Here is an 18760-nt window from a genome sequence, read left to right as displayed (position 1 = left end):
CGATCATGGCCCTCGACGCGGGCGCCGAAAAATGTGTCGTACTCGCGAGCGAGAATGCGTTCATGACGAGTGCGGAACCGGCGCCCCTGGTCGGCCGAGACGCCGAGCTGGCGACGTTGCGCGGGCTGCTCGACGGATCCGCGCCGGGCGGGCCCGGCGCGGCGATCGTGTCCGGCGAGGCGGGCATCGGCAAGACCCGGCTGCTCCGCGAGTTCGCCCGGTCCGCCGCGGCCGAGGGCGCGCTGGTCCTGGTGGGGCACTGCGTCAGCTTCGGGGGTGATGCTGTTCCCTTCCTGCCGGTGAGCGAGGCTTTCGGGCGCCTGGCCCGGGACGAACCCGACACCGTCGACCGGCTGCGTGCGCACTACCCCCCGCTGGCCCGCCTGCTGCCGCACCGGCGGCTGGTCGGCTCCGACGGCACCGAGGGCAGGCTCGACCCGGCCGATCTCTACGAGGCGGTGCTCGGCGCGCTGTTCGACCTGTCGGCCGACCGGCGCGTGCTGCTCGTCGTCGAAGACCTGCATTGGGCCGACGGCGCGACCCGCGACCTGTTCGGTTTCCTGCTCGCCCGGCTCTCCGGTGAGCCCGGCGCCCCGGTCGTCCTGGTCGCGTCCTACCGGTCGGACGACCTGCACCGCAGGCATCCGCTGCGCACGGTCGCGCTGGAGTGGGGGCGGCTTCCCGGCGTGATGCGCGTCGGGCTGGAGCCGCTGGAGCGTGCCGACGTCGCCGCGCTGGTGCGCGCGCTGGCCGGCGGCTCGCTGGCCGACCTGGACGAGAAGGCGCTCGACGACGTCCTCGACCGGGCGCAGGGCAACGCGTTCTTCGCCGAACAGCTGCTCGCCGAGCGCAGCGTCCACCGGGCGTCGTCGGCCGGTGTCCCGCGTGACCTGGCCGACCTGCTGCTGCTCCGGCTGGAGCGGCTCTCCGGTGAGACCCGGCACGTGCTGCAGGTCGTCGCCGTCGCGGGGCGCCAGATCGACCACGACCGGTTGGCCCGGGTCGCCGGCCTGGACGACGCCGCGCTGGACGCCGCCCTCCGCGAGGCCACCGACGCGCACGTCCTCGACCGGATGCCCACCGACGGGTACGCGTTCCGGCACGCGCTGCTGGCCGAGGCGGTCTACGACGACCTGCTGCCCGGTGAGCGGCGCCGCCACCACGCGCAGTTCGCCGAGGTCATCGCCCGGCAGGAGCTGCCCGGCGGCACCGACGCCGACCTGGCTCGGCACGCGCGCGAGGCCGGTGACCTGGAGACCGCGTTCGACGCCGGTATCCGCGCCGGTGACGAGGCGATGCGGGTCGCGGCACCGGGTGAGGCGCTCCGCCTGTACGAGGCGGCGCAAGAGCTGGCGCCGCCGGTGGCCGACCCGCGGACGGTCGTCGAGCTGCCGCGCAAGGCCGCGATAGCGGCGTCGCACGCCGGAAACCCGTTCCGTGCCGTGCATCTGCTGGAAGAGGCACTGCGGCGAATGCCCGAGGACGCCACACCGGACGTCCATGCCACGCTGCTGATCGAGCTGACCGAGCACGCGCTCACGGTGGACGCCGGGCACGACGTCATCGAGCTCGCCCGCCAGGCGCTGGGAGCGATCCCGGAGGAACCGCCCACCGCGCTGCGGGCGCGGGCGCTGGCGGCGCTGGCGCGCGCGTTGTCCACGAGCGACCGGAACGCGGACGAATCGATCGAATACGCCGAGTACGCCCGATCGGTCGCGGTCCAGGTCGGGATCGCGAACGTCGAGGCCGAAGCGGTGACCACCCGCGGCCGCGTCGAACGCTGGCGCGCCGATCCGGCCCACGCCGAACGCCTCCTGCGCGACAGCATGGCCAGGGCCCGGGAATCCGGCGACCTCCCGGCGCGCCTGCGCTCGGTGTTCAGCCTCGCGCTGTTCCAGTACGAGCGGGGTCAGCTCGAAGCAGGCCGGGACACGTTCGCCGAGGTCGCGGAGATCGCCAGGGACGGCGGCAGGCCCTGGGCGCCCTACGGCGCCGACGCGCTGATCATGCGGGCACAGGCCGACTACGCGATCGGGAACTGGGACGAGGCGATCCGCACCACGGAGTCCTATCCGGAGGCGCCGCCGCTGCACCGGGCCGGGCTGGCGCTGGCCGGCCTCGCCGTGCACGCCGGACGCGGCGCCGCCGACGCCGCGCGCCGCGGCGAAGCGCACCGCGCCTGGTGGAAACGCGACGCCGTGCTCGGCATCATCGGCGGTTCCGCGCTGATCGACGCCTACGGCAACCTCGGGGCCGCCGACGCGGCGCTGGCCATGCACGACGACGTCGTCGAGACCGTCGCGACGCTCTGGGGCAACCGCTGGTTCGACGCGCGGTTCCGGCTGCACGCGCTCGCGCTCGGCGTGCTGGCCGGCGCGGTCGCCCCCGCCGGTGACGCCGAGCGAGCCGCCGCGATCGAGCGCGGCGGGCAGCTGATCGCGGACGTCCGGCGGGTCGCGGAGGGCGTCGTCGGCCGCCGGGGCGCGCTCGGGCCGGAGAGCGGCGCCTGGGTGGCCAGAGCCGAGGCGGAGTGGGCGCGCCTGCGGTGGGGGGCGGGCATCGACGTCCCGACCGCCGAGGAGCTGGTCGCGGCCTGGCGCACCGCGGTCGCCGAGTTCGACTACGGTCACCGCTACGAGACCGCGCGGTCGAGGGCGCGGCTGGCGGCGGCGCTGGCCGCCACCGGCGACCCGGCCGGTGCCCAGCGCGAGGCCGACGCCGCCCGGGTGGTCGCCCGTGGGCTGGGTGCCGCGCCGCTGCTCGCCGAGCTGTCCGCGCTGCCGGCCTCCCGGGCCGCCGCCGAACGGCGTGACGCGGAGCTGACGCCGCGCGAACAGCAGGTGCTCGAGCTGCTGGCGCTGGGGCGCACCAACCGGCAGATCGGGCGCGCGCTGTTCATCAGCGACAAGACCGTCAGCGTCCACGTGTCGAACCTGATGGCCAAGCTCGGCGCCGCGGGGCGCACCGAGGCCGCCGCGCTGGCCCGCCGCGCCGGGCTGCTCGGCGACGTGCCCGGCGCGAACTCCGTTGCCACCTGAACTGAAGGGTCCCGCGCCCCGTAGAGGGGGCATGGGGCACGCCACACCTCGCACCACACCGCCACCCGGGTTCACGCTTCCACCGGACCGCGCCGCGCGCCTGGTCGCCGCCGCGGCCGTCGCTGCCGCCGTCGTCACCACGGCGCTCGCGCTCGGTTACGGCGACGGCGTCGGCCGATCCGTCGACCCGGGGCTGCCGAGCCCGGGGGCACTGACCAGCTGGGGGCTGCCGCTGTCCCAGCTGATCGGCCTGCTCGCCGCGTCGCTGGTCGTCGGCAACCTGGTCGCCGCGGTGTTCTGGGCGCCCCGTTCTGCGGTGGCCCGTTCTGCGGTGGCCCCGTCTGCGGTGGCCCGGGAGGGGTCGCCGGTGGTGGGGATCCACCGGCGGGTCGCGCTGCGGGCCGCCGCCGTCTGGGCGGTCGCCGCCGCCGCGGCCTGGCTGTTCACGCTCTCGGACCTGCGGGGCCTCCCGGTCACCGGCATCCTCACCGCGGACGCCCTCGGCAACGTGGGGCTGCGGACGCCGGACGGGCAGGCGGGCCTGCTGACGGTCGTGGCCGCGCTCGCCGCGGCGGCGCTGTGCCGCCGGTTCGGTGTGGCGGCGTTGATCGTGGCCGTCATCGGCATCGTTCCGCCGGCATTCGTCGGCCCCGCCGTATCGACCGCCGACCACCGCACCGCGGTCGCGTCCGCGCTGCTGTCGCTGGTCGCGCTCACGCTGTGGACCGGTGGCCTGGCCGCCGTGCTCACCCGGGCCGTCCACGACCGCGAGACGCTACACGCGGTGGCGACCCGCTACGGCCGCGCGGCGCTGCTCTGCCTGATCGCGGCCGCGGCGACCGCCGCGCTGAGCGCCTACCTCGTGCTCGCGCCGAGCGGCACCGGCCTGAGCAGCGCGTACGGGCAGCTGGTCGCCGTGCAGCTCGTCGTCCTGGCCGCCCTGGCCGGCGTCGGGCACTGGCGCCGGACCCAGACCGTGCCCGCGCTCGGCCGGGATCGGCGCGACCCGTTCGTCCGGTTCGCCGTACTCGAGCTGCTGCTGCTGGGCGCGGCCGTCGGCCTGTCCGTCGCGCTGGCCCGCACCCCGGCCCCGCTGGACGCCGGGGACGCCACCGTGCACCACGAGTCGGCGGGCCAGCAGATGCTCGGCTACGACCTACCGCCGGTGGTGTCGCTCTGGCAGCTGGCCGCCGATTGGCGTCCCGACCTGCTTGTTCTGACGCTGTGCGCGGTCGCGGTCGCCGGGTACCTGCGGTTGGAGCAGCGGGCACACCGGGCCGGCACGCCCTGGCCGTTCCGCCGCAGCGCCGCGTGGCTGGCCGGGGTCGCCGTGGTCGCGGTGGCGACCAGCAGCGGCGTCGCCCGGTACGCGCCCGCGTTCTTCAGCGTCACGGTCATCCAGCACGTGCTGCTCGGGATCGTCGCGCCGCTGCTGCTGGTCTGGGGCGCGCCGCTGACGCTGGCGCTGCGGGTGCTGCGGCCGGGCACCGGCCCGGTGACCGGCCCCGGCGACCGGTTACCGGCGGCGCTGCGCTCGCGCCCGGTCCGGGTGCTCACCACGCCGGTCGCGGTGGCCGGGCTCTGGTCCGCGGCGCTGTTCGGCACGTACTTCACCGGCGTGTTCGAGGAGAGCCGCTGGTCGTACGCCGTCGATCTGGCCGTCTCCGGCGCCCTGCTCGGCACCGGTTACCTGCTGTTCTGGTGGCTGGCCGGTCCCGATCCGCGGCCGTCGGGCCGCCGCACGAACCGGGCCCGGATCGCGGTCGCGGTGTGCGCGGGCGGGGCCGCCGTAACCGCGGGGCTGCTGCTCATCCACGGGTCCCGGCTGGTCGCCGCGGACTGGTACATCGGCCTGCTGCGGGTGCTCGCCCTGCCGTGGCCGTGGGGGAGTACCAGCGCCGGAGCGGACCAGGTCGTCGGCGGCACCGTGCTGTGGGTGACCTCCGCGGTCGTGTTCGCCGCGCTGGTCGCCGACCGGCTCGCCGCCACGCTCACCGGTCGTCGCCGGCAGAAGAGCACGGGCACGGACACGAGCCGCGCCCGCTAGCCGCGGGCCGGGACGTCGTGCAGGGTGAGCAGCGCGGGGAACCAGGTGATCTCCTCCGGTGTGCCTTCCTCGGTGCCGCGCTTGCTATTGGCCATGTCAGCGACCCGCTGCGCGTCGTGCAGCTCGGCGAGCAGCCCGCTGTCCCCGGGCCGAATCCCGAGCAGGTCGTGCGCCTGGCTGTGCACGTCGTAGCAGAGCCAGGTGTGGAAGCGGCCGGCTCCGAAACCGAGGACCTCGAAGCCCAGCACCGTGCCGGGCGGGGGAGCGGCGCGGTGTGCGAGGTTGACGCGGACCGGATGAGGAAGGTGGCCGATCCACTGCTCGAGCATTGCGGCGAGTTCAGCGGCGGCCGTCGCCGGCACGCTCATGCTCAGCACGTGGATCGGGTCCGAACCCGCCGGGGCGTGCCGGACGGCGTCGACCGCGTACCGGACGGAGCGGTGCCACGGCTCGAACATCGAGTGTTGCCACGGTTCGACGAGGGGATCCCGGTCGGCCGGCAGAAGATCGGCGAGGCAGTCGCTGACCGTCGGCACGGAGCCCGGCAGGGTCGCGGTCCACTTCTCCCGGGGCGGTTCCCACGGGGATCCGGCCACGAAGCCGGCCAGTACGAAGCCCGCCGGTACGGGGCCCTCATCGGTCGCCACGCCGTGCATCATCCGGGACGCGGGGAAGCTGACGAGACCGGCGCCGTTGCCGGCCTCGGGGAGACCGTAGACCAGAGCGGCCGGTCCCGGGGACAAGAACACGAGACCGATCACGTCCCACCGGAATCGGACATCCGGTCGAACATCATCCGACGGCACCGTTTCCGGCGCCACAGATGGTGGTGTCAACGCCCGCCCACACCACCCATCTGTGGCAGCTCAAGGGCTAGCCGCCGTAGGAGCGGGTGATCACTTCGAGGTAGTGCCCGGACGGGTCGAGGAAGTAGACACCCCGGCCACCGTCGTTGTGGTTGATCTGCCCCGGCCGGCTGCGCGCCGGATCGGCCCAGAACTCGTCGCACTCCTCCCGGATGCGGGCGAAGATGCCGTCGAACGCCTCCTCGGGGACGAGGAACGCGTAGTGCTGCGGTGTCACCTCGACGTGCGGCGGCAGCGTGGCGAAGTCGAGCGTCACGCCGTTACCGGTCGAGACCGGCAGGAACGGACCCCAGGCGGCGCCGACCTCCAGGCCCAGGACGCGGGCGAGGAACGCGGCGGACTGCTCGCGGTCGCGGACCCCGACGATCGTGTGGTTGAACTCGACAGACGTGTGCGTGGACATCATGCCTCCCGGCAACAAAAGGGGACCCCGAGGGGAAACACGGGGCAAAGGGGGAAAGGCGCGCAGGTGCCGGGAGGGGTTAGCCGCGTCCTGTGAACGTAGACGTCACGTGATCATCCCCTTGGAATCGGGCGGCGCACGGCGCCACCGGGCCCCATTACAGTGCGGCGGCCCCGAGGGCGTCAAGCGCAAAATAACAAGCCCATACACGCGAACACATGCCACCCCCAACTACACCCCGCACCGGGGGATCGGTTAAGGATTGAATGAGTGTTTGCGCGGTTATCCGGTCAGATAGCTCCGCGATCGGAGAAGGTAGCCGGGAACGGCCGGGAAAGTGAGGTAGCTGATGCGTCGGCGGTACGTCCGGGTGGAACCCTGAGTAGCCTGGGCTCGCCGGAGCGCGTCGACGACGATCCGAGACCGCGAGCGGAACCACAGCCCGACAGCCCTCCACCCCCGATCCGTCCGCGGCAGACCGGGACGTGGCGCGGCGCCCCGCGCTGGACCTGGCTGGCGATCGCGCTCGGCACGGTCCTCGTTCTGTTCAGCGCCGGCATGCTGGTCGTCGTCCCCGCCGCGGTCGACCACTACGCGGGCAAGATCACCGAGGACGGCGGGCTCGGCGACTCCGCCGACACCGGCAACTCGATCGAGGGCCCGATCAACCTGCTGCTGATCGGCACCGACGAGCGGCCCGACGCTCCGGACAACGTCCGCGCCGATTCGATCATCGTGGCGCACATCAACGCGGCGCACGACAAGGTCTACCTGGCGTCGATCCCGCGGGACAGCTTGGTGGACATCCCGGAGTTCCCGGACACGCAGTACCCCGGCGGCAGGGACAAGATCAACGCCGCGTTCCAGTACGGGTTCCGCTCCGGTGGCGGCCGCGAGAAGGGGATGGAGCTGGTCGCGAACACGGTCAGCGACCTGGCCGGCGGCATGAAGTTCGACGGCGCGGCGATCGTGAACTTCGAGGGGCTCCGCGGTGTGGTCCGCGCGCTGGGCGGCGTCCGGATGTGCGTCGACGAGAAGGTCACGTCGATTCACATCGGATGGGACAAGACGACCGGCAAGGTCGGGGTTCCGTACTACATCAACGACGACGGCACGCCGGCCGGGCTGCGGGAGAACATGCGGCCGCAGGTGTACTACCCGGGCTGTCACGACTTCAAGGACTGGCAGGCGCTGGACTACGCCCGGCAGCGTGATCTGCTCGCCAACAACGACGGTGACTACGGTCGTCAGCGGCACCAGCAGCAGCTGATCAAGGCGATCCTGCAGAAGGCGACGTCGTCGGGTGTGATCACGAACCCGGCGAAGATCAACGACCTGCTGAACTCCGTCGGGGAGGCCGTCACGTTCTACAACAACAACGTGCCGATCACCGACTGGGTGTTCACGCTCAAGGGGATCAAGCCCGACCAGATGACGATGATCAAGACCAACGGTGGCAAGTTCAACGCCGAGACGGTCAACGGCATCTGGTACGAGAAGCTCAGCGACACGAGCCTCGAGCTGTTCCGGGCGATGAACAACGACACGGTGGACGCGTTCGTGCAGGCCAACCCGACCTGGGTGACCCCGGCGAGCTGAGTCCCGTACTCGTAATAACAAGCCCATACGGACGAACACACCCGCTCGAACAAGCCACAACGCGACCTACGCGGCACTGACCTTTTCGCGGCGGCGGGACAGGGCCACGCCGGCCAGGCACACGGCTCCGCCGACGAGCGCGAGCGCGGCCGGTGTTTCGCCGAGGAGTGCCCATCCGCCGAGGACGGCGAGCGGCGGGACGACGTAGGTGGTGATGCCGAGTCGTCCGGCGTCCATGCGGCTGAGTGCGTAGGCCCAGGTGCCGAAGGCCAGTGCGGTCGGGACGAGTCCGAGGTACACGAGGCCTGCGGTGGCTCCGGTAGGGCTGTCGGTGAGTTCGCGGGCGAAACCGGGTGCGTAGGGGACGCAGGTGAGGGTTCCGATGGTGCAGGCGAGCCAGGTGACTTGGAGGGCGGGGAGGCGCCGGAGGGTGGGTTTCTGGGCGAGGACGCCGATGGCGTAGGTGACGGCGGCGACGAGGCAGAGTGCGACCCCGAGGGCGTCGGCGTCGCTCTGGCGGGCGGAGGGGACGCCGATGAGGATGACGCCGGTGAAGGCGACGGCGGCGCCGATGAGGAGCCAGCGGGGGAAGCCTTCGCGGAGCAGGAGTCCGGCGAACAGGGCGATGAGGATGGGGCCGAGGTTGACGAGCATGGCGGCGGTGCCGGCGTCGACGCGGCGTTCGGCGTCGTTGAGGGCGACGTTGTAGATGCCGAACCAGGCGATGCCGCAGAGCAGGATGAGTGCCCATTCGCGGCGGGTGGGGGGTACCCAGCGGCGGGTGGCGGCGAGGGCGGCGCCGAGTGCGAGGGTGCCGACGAGGAGGCGGCCGAAGGCGAGGGGGCCTGCGGTGTAGTGTTCGCCGACCCAGCGGATGCCGATGAAGGCGGAGGCCCAGGCGGCGACGGTGAAGCTGACGGCGCCGAGGGTGCGCAGGTTGGTGGTGGTTTGGTCGGCGCGTGGTTGGGTCGTTGCGGTCACGGGTCGACGGTAGGGGTGCTGGGGTGCGGGTTCTGGCGGGTTTTGGCCGGGGTGTCCGGGCGCTTTCGATTGTTGGCGGTGTCAGACCTCGAGGACGGGCCAGTCGGGGCCGAGGAGCGCGCGCAGGGGTGCGGGTTCGCCGGTGACGACGCCGGCGGCGTGGCGGACGGCGAGTTGCGCGGTGTGGAGGGTGGCGAGGGTGGGGCGGTGGCCTCCGCCGGTGTTGCCGAGGGTGGGTGCGGAGTCGCGTCCGAGGAGGCGTGCGGTGTCGCCGTCGAAGGGTTCGACGATGAGGGCGGCGGCGAGTGCTCCGCCGGTGAGGAGGTCGAGGACGTCGGCTTCGCTGTGGTCTAACCCGCAGTAGGCCTCGGCGAGGACGAGGGGGCTGACGGCGATGGCTTGGCCGCGTTCGAGTACGGAGGCGACGAGTGAGGGTGCGATGAGGTCTTTGCTGGTGGCGTAGGCGGTCAGCGGGTGGTGGTCGAAGACGAGTCCGACCTGGCTGAGGGTTCGCGCTTCCGCGGCGGTCACGCGCGTTGGCCGCTGCGCTGGGTTGATTGCCAGGCGGCGACGTCGTCGAGGAAGCGTTCGGCGCGTTCGCGGTCGGGGGCCTGGGGGTTGCCGGTGCGTGCGAAGACTTCGTCGAGTTGGCGGAGTTGTTCTTCGCGGCGGACGAGGTGGCGGATGGCGTCGGTGACGTAGCCGGAGACGCGGCGGGCGCCGACGCCTTCGAGGTGGGCGGCGACGTCGTCGGGGACGCTGATGGTGATCCGCTTGGTCACACTCTCAGGGTAACTCGGTCATACTCTGGTGCGCGAGCCGGGCGCTTATTGGCTTTATCCTTCCCTGTTCTTCCCTTATAAAGGGAGGATGAGGGAGTGGTACTCCGTGGAGCAAGTGGCGGAGCTGCTGGGTCTGCACGTGAAGACGGTGCGCGGGTACGTGCGGGAGGGCCGGTTGCCGGCGTCGCGGATCGGGCGTCAGTACCGGGTCGCGGCGGCGGATCTGGAGGCGTTCACGGGTCGCCCGGCGCCGGCGGTGGCTGCGCATGTCGAGGTGTCGGCGGTGGTGCAGATCGACGGCGTCGACGCGGCGGGGATGAGCCGGTTCTCGACGCTGGTGCTGGCGGCGGCGGGTCAGAGCGCGGCAGATCAGGGCGCGGCGGGCGGTGGGCCGCTGCGGGTGCAGACGGTGTACGACGAGGAGCGCCGGAGCCTGCGGGTGGTGGTGTTCGGGTCGGTGGGCCGGACGGCGGAGTTGCTGCGGCTGATCGAGGCGTTGTCGGGAGAGGTGGGCTGAGGTGCAGTTGTTGCGGGTGGACGCCGAGGGTGCGGTTCTGGGTGACGAGCGGGCGGTGATGGACCTGATCGGGGATGCGTTCGCGGAGCGTGCGGAGTGGGTGGTGGTGCCGGTGGAGCGGCTGGGGCCGGAGTTCTTCCGGTTGCGGTCGGGGGTGGCCGGTGCGGTGGTGCAGAAGTTCGCGAACTACCGGCTGGGTCTGGCGGTGGTGGGTGACATCAGCCGCTATGTGGCGGCCAGTGAGGCGTTGCGGGATTTTGTGCGGGAGAGCAACCGTGGCCGGCAGTTGTGGTTCGTGCCGGACGAGGCGGCGCTGGAGGAACGCCTCGGTGAATTCATCAGGTAAGACTGGTCAGTTTCACCTGATGGTTTTACGGTGAGCGGCGTGGAGGGTTCCGCGGTCCGTGCCGCCCGGGACGTCCAGGTGGCGTTCAGCCGTCTGCGGCGCCGCTGGCGGGACGTGTCCGACATCCGGGGGCTGACGCCGTCGCAGGCGTCGGTCCTGACCGTGCTGGGCAAGGACGGCCCGGCGTCGGCGAGCGCGCTGGCGGCGAAGGAGGGGGTGCGGCCGCAGTCGATGGCCGCGACCCTCGCGGTCCTCGACACCCAGGGCCTGATCCGCCGTGACCCCGACCCCGACGACGGGCGGCGGCAGGTGGTGTCGCTGACCGGCGCGGGCCGGGCGTGGCACGAGGGCAACCGGGTGGCGCGGGAGGAGTGGCTGGTGCAGGCCTTGCACGAGCGGCTCACCGAGGACGAGCGGCGCACGGTGATCGCGGCGATGGCCCTCCTGGAGCGGGCGGCGCGCCCGTGACCCGCCGAGCGAAAGGCTCTTCATGCCGCTGACCGACCTGGACCCGCGCGTCGCGCTGGTCGTCATCGATCTGCAGAACGGCACCGTCGGCCGGCCCGGTCTCGGGCCGCTGCCCGGGCCGGAGGTGGTGGCGAACACCGCGCAGCTGGCGGCGGCGTTCCGCGCGGCGGGCAAACCGGTGGTGCTGGTCACCAACACGTCGCTGACCGGCCCGGACGCCCCGCCCGGCCGGACGGAGTTCGGGTCCGGTGGTGGTGAGCTGCCGGCGGGGTTCGAGGACCTGGTCGCGGAGCTGGACGGTCACCCGGAGGATCTGCGGGTCACCAAACGCACGTGGGGCGCGTTTCACGGCACCGACCTGGACCTGCGGCTGCGGCGCCGGGGCGTCACCCAGGTGGTGCTGGCCGGGGTGGCGACGAGCATCGGGGTGGACACCTCGGCCCGGGAGGCGTACGCGCACGGCTATTCGGTGGTGATCGCCTCGGACGCGGTCACCGACGTCAACCCGGACGCGCACGCGCTGACGACGTCCTGGGTGTTCCGGATCCTCGGGCAGCAGGCCACCACGGCGGAAATCCGGTCGCTGGTGGCGGAGGGCGGCTCGTAGGGTCTGGCGACGTGCGCGATCTGACCCTGCTGCCCAAGGCCCACCTGCACGTCCACCTGGAGAGCACGCTGCGTCCGGGTACCCTCGCCGAGCTCGCCGCCGCCCACGGGGTGACGCTGCCGGCCCCGGGTGGCCGGTTCGACGGGTTCCGGGCGTTCGCCGACCACGGTGCGCTGGTGCGTAGTTGCCTGCGTGAGCCGGAGGACTTCACCCGGGTGGCCGAGGAGTTCTGCGCCGATGAGGCCGCGCAGGGCGTCGGCTCTGTGGAGGTGACGTTCACCGCGGCGTCCCACGGGGAGCGTCTGGGTGATCCGCGGATGCCCCTGGAGGCGGTCCTGGCCGGCCTGAAGGCCGGCCAGGCCGCGCACGGCATCGAGGTGCGGGTCCTGCTGGATCATTCCCGCCGCCGGCCGGTCGGCCGGTTCCGCGCGTCACTGGCCCTGGCCCAATCGTCTGCGGACGTCGTGGGCGTGGGCGTCGCCGGTGAGGAGAGTTACCCGCTGGCGCCGTTCGCCGCGGTGTGCGACGAGGCCCGGGACGCCGGGCTGCACCTGGTGCATCACGCCGGGGAGGCGTGCGGCGCGGCGTCGATTCGGGAGGCGTTGACGGCCGGGCACGCCGAGCGGCTCGGGCACGGCATCCGGATCCTTGAGGATCCGGAGCTGGTGGCCGCGGTGCGGGACGGGGGTGTGCCGCTGGAGGTGTGCCCGTCATCGAACGTGGCGCTGGGGCTGGTGCGTTCCTGGGCGGAGCATCCGCTGCCGGCGCTGGTCGAGGCGGGCCTGGCCGTGACGCTGAACACGGATGTCCCGGCGGTGATCGGGGCGACGCTGACCGGGGAGTACGCGCGCGTGCGGGAGGTGTTCGGGGCGACGGATGCGGAGCTGGCGCGGCTGGCCATGGCCGGGGTGGACGCGTCGTTCGCGCCGGCGTCCACGAAGGAGCGCCTGCGCGCCGGGATCGCGGCCTGGCTCGCGTCCTGATCCGGCTGCTCGACGGCATCGAGGCGCTCGTCGCACGGGAACGCGCCACCTGACGCAACCCGGGCGGGCCGGCCGGCGTGTAGTGGGCATCGGTCACCGGCAACGCGGAAGGAACGCGCTGTGGAGGAGCAGTTCGACGCGTTCTACGCCGCGCATTTCCGGCCGATCAGCGTCCAGCTCTACGCGTACTTCGGGGCGGCCGCCGACGCCAACGACCTCACCCAGGAGGCGTTCTGCCGCGCCTGGGAACGCTGGGACCAGGTGCGCGCCTACGACGACCCGGCCGGGTGGGTGCGGCGGGTCGCGTGGCGGCTGGCGGTCAGCCGGTGGCGGCGGGCCCGCACCGCGCTCGCGCACCGGGCCGCGCTGGCCGCACCGCCGACCGGCCAGGACGGCGGAGAGACCGTCGATCTGGTGCGGGCGCTCGCCGCGTTACCACCCGACCAGCGGCGCGCGGTGGTGCTGCGCCACGTCGCCGACCTGTCGGTCGCCGAGATCGCCGCCGACGCCGGCGTCCCCGAAGGCACCGTCAAATCCTGGCTGTCCCGGGGCCGGGTGACGCTGCGCCGCGCGCTGGCCGAAACCACCGCACTCACGACGGAGGGCTGAGGAGTGTCCGAGTTCCCCGATCTGGAGAGTGCGTTCGCGCGGCTGCGCACCGCGGCGCCGGTGCCGCCCCCGCCGGGCCCGGACGCCGTGCGGGAGACCGTGCGGCGGCGCCGCCGGGGCCGGTGGGCGCTGGCCGCGGTGCTGGTGCTGCTCACCGGCGCGGGCCTGGGGTGGCTGATCGTCCTCGACGGTGACCCGGACACCGCGCGGATCGTGCCCGGTGTCCGGCCCGCCGCGCCGTCCACGTCACCCGCCGGCCCAGCCCGAGGCCTGGACCCGTCGGACATCTACCCGGACTTCACGATCGAGGTCCCCGCGCGCCCCGGTGGCTGCCCCGCCGCGACGCTCCGGTTCCGCGGCGGCGGCCAGGAGGTCACCGTCGGCGGTGTTCGGTACCGGACTGGCGGCGAGAGCGCGTTCGGGTTCGGTGACCTCACCGGCGACGGCCACGACGAGCTCGCGGTGATCGTGTCCTGCGGCTCCGGCCGGTGGATGCTGCTCGTGCAGACCGCCACCGGCCCCGGCCCGGCGACGACGCTCGCCGCCGGGGTGCTGCCCGGGCCGGTGGTCAGCGTCGACGTCGGTGTCCACCAGCGGATCACGACGTTCTCCTCGCGCGTCCAGAACGCCGAGGCGATGCTGCACGTCTACGGGCTGCGCGGCGACGGCACGCTGATCAGGTGGAAGTAGCGCGTCAGCCGGGCTGCCCGAGGTAGCGGGGGTTGGCCACTGCCAGCTTGTCGCGGACGGCGTCCACCACGGCGGTGGTGACCGGGCCGGTGGTGTCGCCGCCGCGGATCGCGGCGGCCAGCGCCGCGTCGTCGGTCAGGCCGAGCGCGTCTAGGCGGGCGCGGTGCCGGTCGGCGAGCACCGGCCCCAGCGCCAGTTCACGCCCGGCGATGCGCAGCGCGTTGGCCGCGACCCGCGTCAGGTAGGCGTCGCCGAACGTCCCGTCGGTGAACGCCCCGGCGACCGTCGCGATCAGGTGCCCGGCGTCCGGGGCGTCGTGCGGGCTGCGCCCGGCGCCCCGCGGCCCGGGTGCCGGGTCGGCCGGTGGGGGCGACGGCTCGGTCAGCCCGAGCGCCAGCAGCAGGTCGAACTCGGCCTCGCAGACCCGCCGCCCGATCACCGCGTGCTCCAGCGACTCCCGGTCCCCGCGCAGGAACGCCAGCGCCTGCCGGCGGCACAGCAGCACCCAGCGCAGCGTCCCGTACACCTCCCACCAGCGCAGCTGCTCCTCGGCCGGCCGCCACCCCGCGACCTGCTCGTACCCGTCGAGCAGCTGGGCGCGGGACCCGAACCCGCCGACCGGCTCGGGCGACCCGAACCGCCACGCCTTCACGCACAACCAGCCCAGGTCCTCCACCGGGTCACCGGCGTGCACCAGTTCCCAGTCCAGGACCGCGCGTACCCCCTCCGGTCCGACCAGGACGTTGCCGTTGCGCAGGTCACCGTGGACGAGCGTGTCCGGTGCCGCGGGCGGGGTGCGGGCGGCCAGCCACGCCAGCCCCAGCTCGACCGCGGGCCGCGGTGTGTCGTCGTCGTCGGCCAGTTCCCGCAGCAGGCCCAGCGGGTCCGGGCGGGTCAGACCGGCGACCCCCGCCGGGTCGGCGGTGTGGATGCGGGCGGCGATCTCCCCGAGGGCACCGGCGAGTGTCGTCCGGACCGTCGCGTACGCCGCGTCACGCAGCAACCGTCGCGGCAGGACCTCCCCGTCGACGTACTCCATCACCAGGTACGGGTGACCGCCCAGCGCGGGCCCGGCGTCGACCACCGCCGGGACCGGCACACCAGCGGCCGCCGCGGCGCGCAACGCGGCGGCCTCGCGCGCCAGCGCGTCCGGCGGGGCCTGCGGCAGCACGTCGCGGCGCAGCACCAGGTCACGGGACCGGCCGTCGGCGGCGACGCGGACCCGGAGGGTCTCGCGGCTGGCGCCGCCGGTCAGCCGCGCCGAGGCCACCACCGTCACCCGGGTGCCCCACAGCTGCGACAGGCGGACCCGCAGCGCCTCCCGCGCGGGCTCGACCCCCGGGTCGGCCGGCGCCGGGTACGCCGGGTCAGCCGGCACTGCCCGCACCCCCGGTCCCGTCGGCAGCGTCGGTGCGGTCGGTGCGCAGCCACGGGGCGCGGCTCGGGTCGGCCAGCAGCCGCCGCGCCACGGTCATCCGGTGCACCTCGTCGGGCCCGTCGTAGATCCGCGCGTAGCGGGCCTCCCGGTACATCTCCTCCAGGGGTGTGTCGCCGGTGACGCCGAGCGCACCGTGGACCTGGATCGCGCGGTCGATGACCTCGTGCAGCACCCGCGCCACCCAGAACTTCGCGATCGCGATCTGGTCCCGTGCGCGGCCGTCGGCGTCGTAGGCGTCGGCGGCGTCGAGCACCAGCAGCCGCGCCGCCTGGATCTCCGCCGCCGACTCCGCGATGTACCGCTGGATCTCACCTTTCTCGCCGAGCACCGACCCGTGCGCGTACCGGGTCCCGGCGCGGTCGAGCATCAGCTCGAACGCCCGCTGGGCCTGCCCGAGCCAGCGCATCGCGTGGAAGATCCGCCCCGGCCCCAGCCGCACCTGCGCGACCGCGAACCCGCCGCCGCGCTCGCCCAGCAGGTTCTCCCGCGGCACCCGCACCCCGGTCAGCCGCAGCTCGCAGTGGTCGCCGCTGGTGCCGCCCATCGTCGGGACGACCCGCACGATCTCGAACCCCGGGGTGCCTTTCGGGACGATGATCGCCGAGAGCGCCCGGTGCGGTGGTGCGTCGTCCGGTTCGGTGCGGACGAACACCGTCGTGAACGCCGCGACCGACGCGCCGGTCGTGAACCACTTGTGGGCGTCGATCACCCATTCGTCGCCGTCGAGGCGGGCGGTGGCGCGGATCAGCGTCGGGTCGGACCCGGCGACCTCCGGCTCGGTCATCCCCACGCTCGGCATGATCTCCCCGGCGACCAGCGGGTTCAGCCAGCGCGCCTGCTGCTGTTCGGTCGCGAACCGGTGCAGCATGATCGAGTCCTGCATGGACACCGTGCCCAGCGCCAGCTGCCCCCACCGGGACCGGCCGATGATTTCGTTGACCAGCACGAACTCGCGGAACGACAGGCCGCCGCCGCCGAGTTCGGCCGGGTGGCCCAGCGCCCACAGGCCCTGTTTTTTCGCGCTGGCCCGTAACCCGTCGAGGGGTTCGCCGCCGCCGGCCGCGGCGAGCGCGGGCTCGGCGGGGATGACTTCGTCGTTGATGAACGATCGGACCGCGTCGCGGATGGTCACGAGGCTCCCTCCCGGAGCAGAGCGGCCGGTGCGAGGCCGCGGTCGGCGAGCCAGCCGGTGACGACGCCGACCGCCTCGGCGCGCCTGGGTTGCTGGTCAGGTCCGGCGTAGTAGTGGGTGGCGCCCTGGACGACGTGCAGGGCCCGGTCGGGGTGGCCGACCGCGTCGAACAGCCGCCGGGTGTGGCTGGGGGTGCAGGCGTCGTCGGCGCTGTTACCGATCACCAGCGTCGGGACCCCGACGTCGGCGGCGCAGCGCACCCCGTCGCCGCGGGCCTCGTCGTAACTCCACTGGGACAGCCAGCTGCGGAGCGTGGTGAATCGCGCCAGGCCGACCGGGCCGTTGTTCACGATCCGCGGATCTCCCAGATAACAGCGGCCCGGCTGCCGGTCGTTGGGGTCGACCGCCGGGTCCAGCCAGCGCGGGTCGGCCATCGTGCCGTGCACCACGAAGCCCCGTTCCTCGTCGGCGGGCAGCCGGTCCAGCTCGGACCGCACCCACGCGGTGATCCGCCGGTTGCGGGCGATCTGCGCCGCCCGGTAGGTCTCGAGGAACGCCGCGCCGTAGGGCGGCTGCGGCCCGTCCGCGCCGTACAGGTCCAGCGCGGGGTTCCGGACGGTCGGGTCGGACTCGTCGAGGACCGACGCGTCGAGCCACTCGGTCAGCGTCCCGTGCCGGCTGACGTGCGCGGCCAGCAGCAGCACCGCGTCGGCCGGGATCAGGTTCAGGGCCGTGAGGTCCGGTGGGCCGCCGCCCGGTGGCGCGGTCACCGTCGGGTGCCGCGCCTGCTGCTGGTAGTAGAGCGACAGCGCCCCGCCGCCGCTCCACCCGGCCAGCACGACGTTCGCGTACCCGAGGCGGTCGCGGGCGTCCCGCACGCACGCGCCGAGGTCCTCGACGACCTTCTCCATGATCAGCGCCGAATCCACCCCCCGGTACCGGCTGCCGCAGTAGATGACGTGATGCCCGGCGCGGGCCAGCGCCGTCACCATCGGCAGATACGCGCCGCCGCCGATCGGGTGCATGAACACCAGCACCGTGTCGCTCGGCCGGTGCGGCCTGAGCAGATAGCTCTCCAGCGCGACGTGCTCACCGACGCCGCCGTAGGTGTCCCGGTGGGTGGAGCTGTCGGGGAACACCACCAGGTACGGGATCCGGTCGTAGCTCATCCGCGGCCCACGGCAGCCAGCAGTTCCGGGCTCGGGGTCAGGCGGCGGCGGGTGTCGACCGCGATGATCTTCCACTCCACCCGGTCGTACTCGGCGAACCGGCGGCGGGCCCGTTCCCGCGCGTTCTCCGGCGCGCCGTGGTGCAGGCCCTGCGGGGTGTGCGACAGCAGCCCCGGCGGCACGTCGACGCCGAACACGCTGCCGCCGTGGAAGAACGCGATCTCGTCGTGGTCGGCGTTGCGGTGGTACCACGGATACCGTTCGGTGCCCGGTACCGCCTCCGCCGGACGCGGCAGGAAATTCAGCACCGCCACGCCCGTGGCCTGCAAAAATAAGTGCACGGTCGGCGGCAGGTGCACGCTCTCGGACGCCACCACCGTGTAGTCGGCGACGTTGAACGTGAACGGGAAATTGTCTCCCCGCCACCCTTCGACGTCACACGGGTCATGCGGATAGAACAGCTGCGTGCACCCACCGGAGTGATACAGCCGCACCTCGTACTCGTCGCGCCCGTCGTCCTCCACGACCCGCGGCTCCGGCACCACCGCCAGCGCGCTGTCGAACGGGAAGAACCGCCCCAGCGCCCCCGCCGGCGGCACCCGCAGCTCGTCGGTGGTCTCCACGATCACCGCGGTCGTCGGCGCGTCGGGAACCTGCCGGTAGGTGGTGGCCTTCGGCAGGTACACGTAGTCACCCGGCCGGTAGGCCAGGTCCCCGAACTCGGTCACGAACGTGCCCGTTCCCTGATGGACGAAGTACAGCTCGTCACCGTCGACGTTCCGCACGTAGAACGGGTGCGGTGCCGCCCGGCCACTCAGCGAAATCCGGCAGTCCGGGTTGTCGAACAGCAACAGCGGCGTCCCCGCCCCGTCGGTCCCGTCCGCCGGCGTCAACCCGTCCACCAGCACATCGACGCCGGCCAGCGGCCCCACCGCCCGGTAGTCGGTCGGGTCGTGCCGCCGGTACAGATGCGCGGTGCGGCCGGTGAAACCGCTGCGGCCCAGTTCGTCATCCTTGAGGCCGTCGAGATCGGCGTGGATCCGCCGGGGCGTGTTCCCGCGGCGCAGCTGGACGAAGGACTCCAT

Annotated in this window: 19 protein-coding genes; 10 read left to right on the top strand and 9 right to left on the bottom strand. The window is 73.3% G+C overall.

The genetic code is table 11. The features are described from left to right. The first annotated feature begins 62 nt into the window (after positions 1-62). Together BUB75_RS48205 and BUB75_RS28065 are read left to right on the top strand one after the other, a co-directional pair. On the top strand, positions 63-3038 hold the full coding sequence (locus tag BUB75_RS48205) for an ATP-binding protein (protein ID WP_073260838.1): 2976 nt from the start codon (positions 63-65) through the stop codon (positions 3036-3038). Positions 3039-3069: 31 nt separating this feature from the next. Further along, positions 3070-5085 (top strand): cytochrome c oxidase assembly protein, encoded by a 2016-nt coding sequence (locus tag BUB75_RS28065; protein ID WP_073260837.1) that lies wholly within the window; start codon positions 3070-3072, stop codon positions 5083-5085. Here BUB75_RS28065 and BUB75_RS28060 read toward each other — a convergent pair. Together BUB75_RS28060 and BUB75_RS28055 are read right to left on the bottom strand one after the other, a co-directional pair. After that, complete coding sequence (locus tag BUB75_RS28060) at positions 5082-5846, bottom strand: hypothetical protein (RefSeq protein WP_073260836.1); 765 nt, start codon at positions 5844-5846, stop codon at positions 5082-5084. The genes BUB75_RS28065 and BUB75_RS28060 overlap by 4 nt on opposite strands. Positions 5847-5958: 112 nt before the next feature. Next, complete coding sequence (locus BUB75_RS28055) at positions 5959-6354, bottom strand: VOC family protein (protein ID WP_073260994.1); 396 nt, start codon at positions 6352-6354, stop codon at positions 5959-5961. 558 nt (positions 6355-6912) lie between these two features. On the opposite strand from BUB75_RS28055, the gene BUB75_RS28050 reads away from it, so the two are divergent. Further along, positions 6913-7953, top strand: coding sequence for an LCP family protein (locus tag BUB75_RS28050; RefSeq protein ID WP_084741814.1), 1041 nt, complete (start codon positions 6913-6915; stop codon positions 7951-7953). Between the two features lie 66 nt (positions 7954-8019). Here BUB75_RS28050 and BUB75_RS28045 read toward each other — a convergent pair whose 3' ends face one another. The 3 genes from BUB75_RS28045 to BUB75_RS28035 all read right to left on the bottom strand — a co-directional run bounded on the left by BUB75_RS28045 (position 8020) and on the right by BUB75_RS28035 (position 9716). Continuing rightward, entirely contained in the window at positions 8020-8934 is a 915-nt protein-coding gene (locus BUB75_RS28045; RefSeq protein WP_073260835.1) for a DMT family transporter, read from the bottom strand. 81 nt (positions 8935-9015) lie between these two features. Further along, positions 9016-9465, bottom strand: a complete 450-nt coding sequence (locus BUB75_RS28040; RefSeq protein ID WP_073260834.1) for a hypothetical protein — start codon at positions 9463-9465, stop codon at positions 9016-9018. Then, the gene (locus BUB75_RS28035; protein ID WP_073260833.1) at positions 9462-9716 is read right to left on the bottom strand and encodes a hypothetical protein; all 255 of its coding nucleotides are present in this window, start codon (positions 9714-9716) and stop codon (positions 9462-9464) included. The genes BUB75_RS28040 and BUB75_RS28035 overlap by 4 nt, the downstream gene beginning before the upstream one ends. A gap of 88 nt (positions 9717-9804) precedes the next feature. Between BUB75_RS28035 and BUB75_RS28030 the strand changes: the two genes are divergently transcribed. The 7 genes from BUB75_RS28030 to BUB75_RS28000 all read left to right on the top strand — a co-directional run bounded on the left by BUB75_RS28030 (position 9805) and on the right by BUB75_RS28000 (position 13936). After that, complete coding sequence (locus BUB75_RS28030; protein ID WP_073260832.1) at positions 9805-10233, top strand: helix-turn-helix domain-containing protein; 429 nt, start codon at positions 9805-9807, stop codon at positions 10231-10233. Between the two features lies 1 nt (position 10234). Beyond that, positions 10235-10579, top strand: coding sequence for a DUF4180 domain-containing protein (locus tag BUB75_RS28025; RefSeq protein ID WP_073260831.1), 345 nt, complete (start codon positions 10235-10237; stop codon positions 10577-10579). A gap of 30 nt (positions 10580-10609) precedes the next feature. Further along, entirely contained in the window at positions 10610-11047 is a 438-nt protein-coding gene (locus BUB75_RS28020) for a MarR family winged helix-turn-helix transcriptional regulator (RefSeq protein WP_073260830.1), read from the top strand. A gap of 22 nt (positions 11048-11069) precedes the next feature. Next, a complete protein-coding gene (locus BUB75_RS28015) occupies positions 11070-11654 on the top strand; it encodes an isochorismatase family protein (protein WP_073260829.1) in 585 nt (194 codons plus the stop codon). An 11-nt stretch (positions 11655-11665) separates the two neighbouring features. Further along, a complete protein-coding gene (add, locus tag BUB75_RS28010; RefSeq protein WP_073260828.1) occupies positions 11666-12637 on the top strand; it encodes an adenosine deaminase in 972 nt (323 codons plus the stop codon). A 120-nt stretch (positions 12638-12757) separates the two neighbouring features. After that, a complete protein-coding gene (locus tag BUB75_RS28005; RefSeq protein WP_073260827.1) occupies positions 12758-13246 on the top strand; it encodes a SigE family RNA polymerase sigma factor in 489 nt (162 codons plus the stop codon). A gap of 3 nt (positions 13247-13249) precedes the next feature. Then, positions 13250-13936, top strand: coding sequence for a hypothetical protein (locus tag BUB75_RS28000; RefSeq protein ID WP_073260826.1), 687 nt, complete (start codon positions 13250-13252; stop codon positions 13934-13936). A gap of 4 nt (positions 13937-13940) precedes the next feature. Here the strand turns inward: BUB75_RS28000 and BUB75_RS27995 are convergent, their stop codons facing one another. The 4 genes from BUB75_RS27995 to BUB75_RS27980 are packed head-to-tail and all read right to left on the bottom strand — an operon-like array spanning position 13941 to position 18760. Continuing rightward, positions 13941-15314: a phosphotransferase family protein gene (locus tag BUB75_RS27995; RefSeq protein WP_218617802.1), complete on the bottom strand. Its 1374-nt coding sequence runs from the start codon at positions 15312-15314 to the stop codon at positions 13941-13943. Beyond that, positions 15304-16506: an acyl-CoA dehydrogenase family protein gene (locus BUB75_RS27990; RefSeq protein ID WP_073260825.1), complete on the bottom strand. Its 1203-nt coding sequence runs from the start codon at positions 16504-16506 to the stop codon at positions 15304-15306. The genes BUB75_RS27995 and BUB75_RS27990 overlap by 11 nt, the downstream gene beginning before the upstream one ends. Further along, positions 16503-17675, bottom strand: coding sequence for an alpha/beta hydrolase family protein (locus BUB75_RS27985; RefSeq protein WP_073260824.1), 1173 nt, complete (start codon positions 17673-17675; stop codon positions 16503-16505). Before BUB75_RS27985 ends, BUB75_RS27990 begins: the two co-directional genes overlap by 4 nt. Then, a complete protein-coding gene (locus tag BUB75_RS27980; protein ID WP_073260823.1) occupies positions 17672-18760 on the bottom strand; it encodes a homogentisate 1,2-dioxygenase in 1089 nt (362 codons plus the stop codon). The genes BUB75_RS27985 and BUB75_RS27980 overlap by 4 nt, the downstream gene beginning before the upstream one ends.

Origin of the sequence: Cryptosporangium aurantiacum (assembly GCF_900143005.1) — a bacterium.
GTDB classification, from domain to species: domain Bacteria; phylum Actinomycetota; class Actinomycetes; order Mycobacteriales; family Cryptosporangiaceae; genus Cryptosporangium; species Cryptosporangium aurantiacum.
The sequence above is the reverse complement of the archived record's forward strand: the minus strand, read 5'-3'. Positions and strand labels throughout refer to the sequence as shown.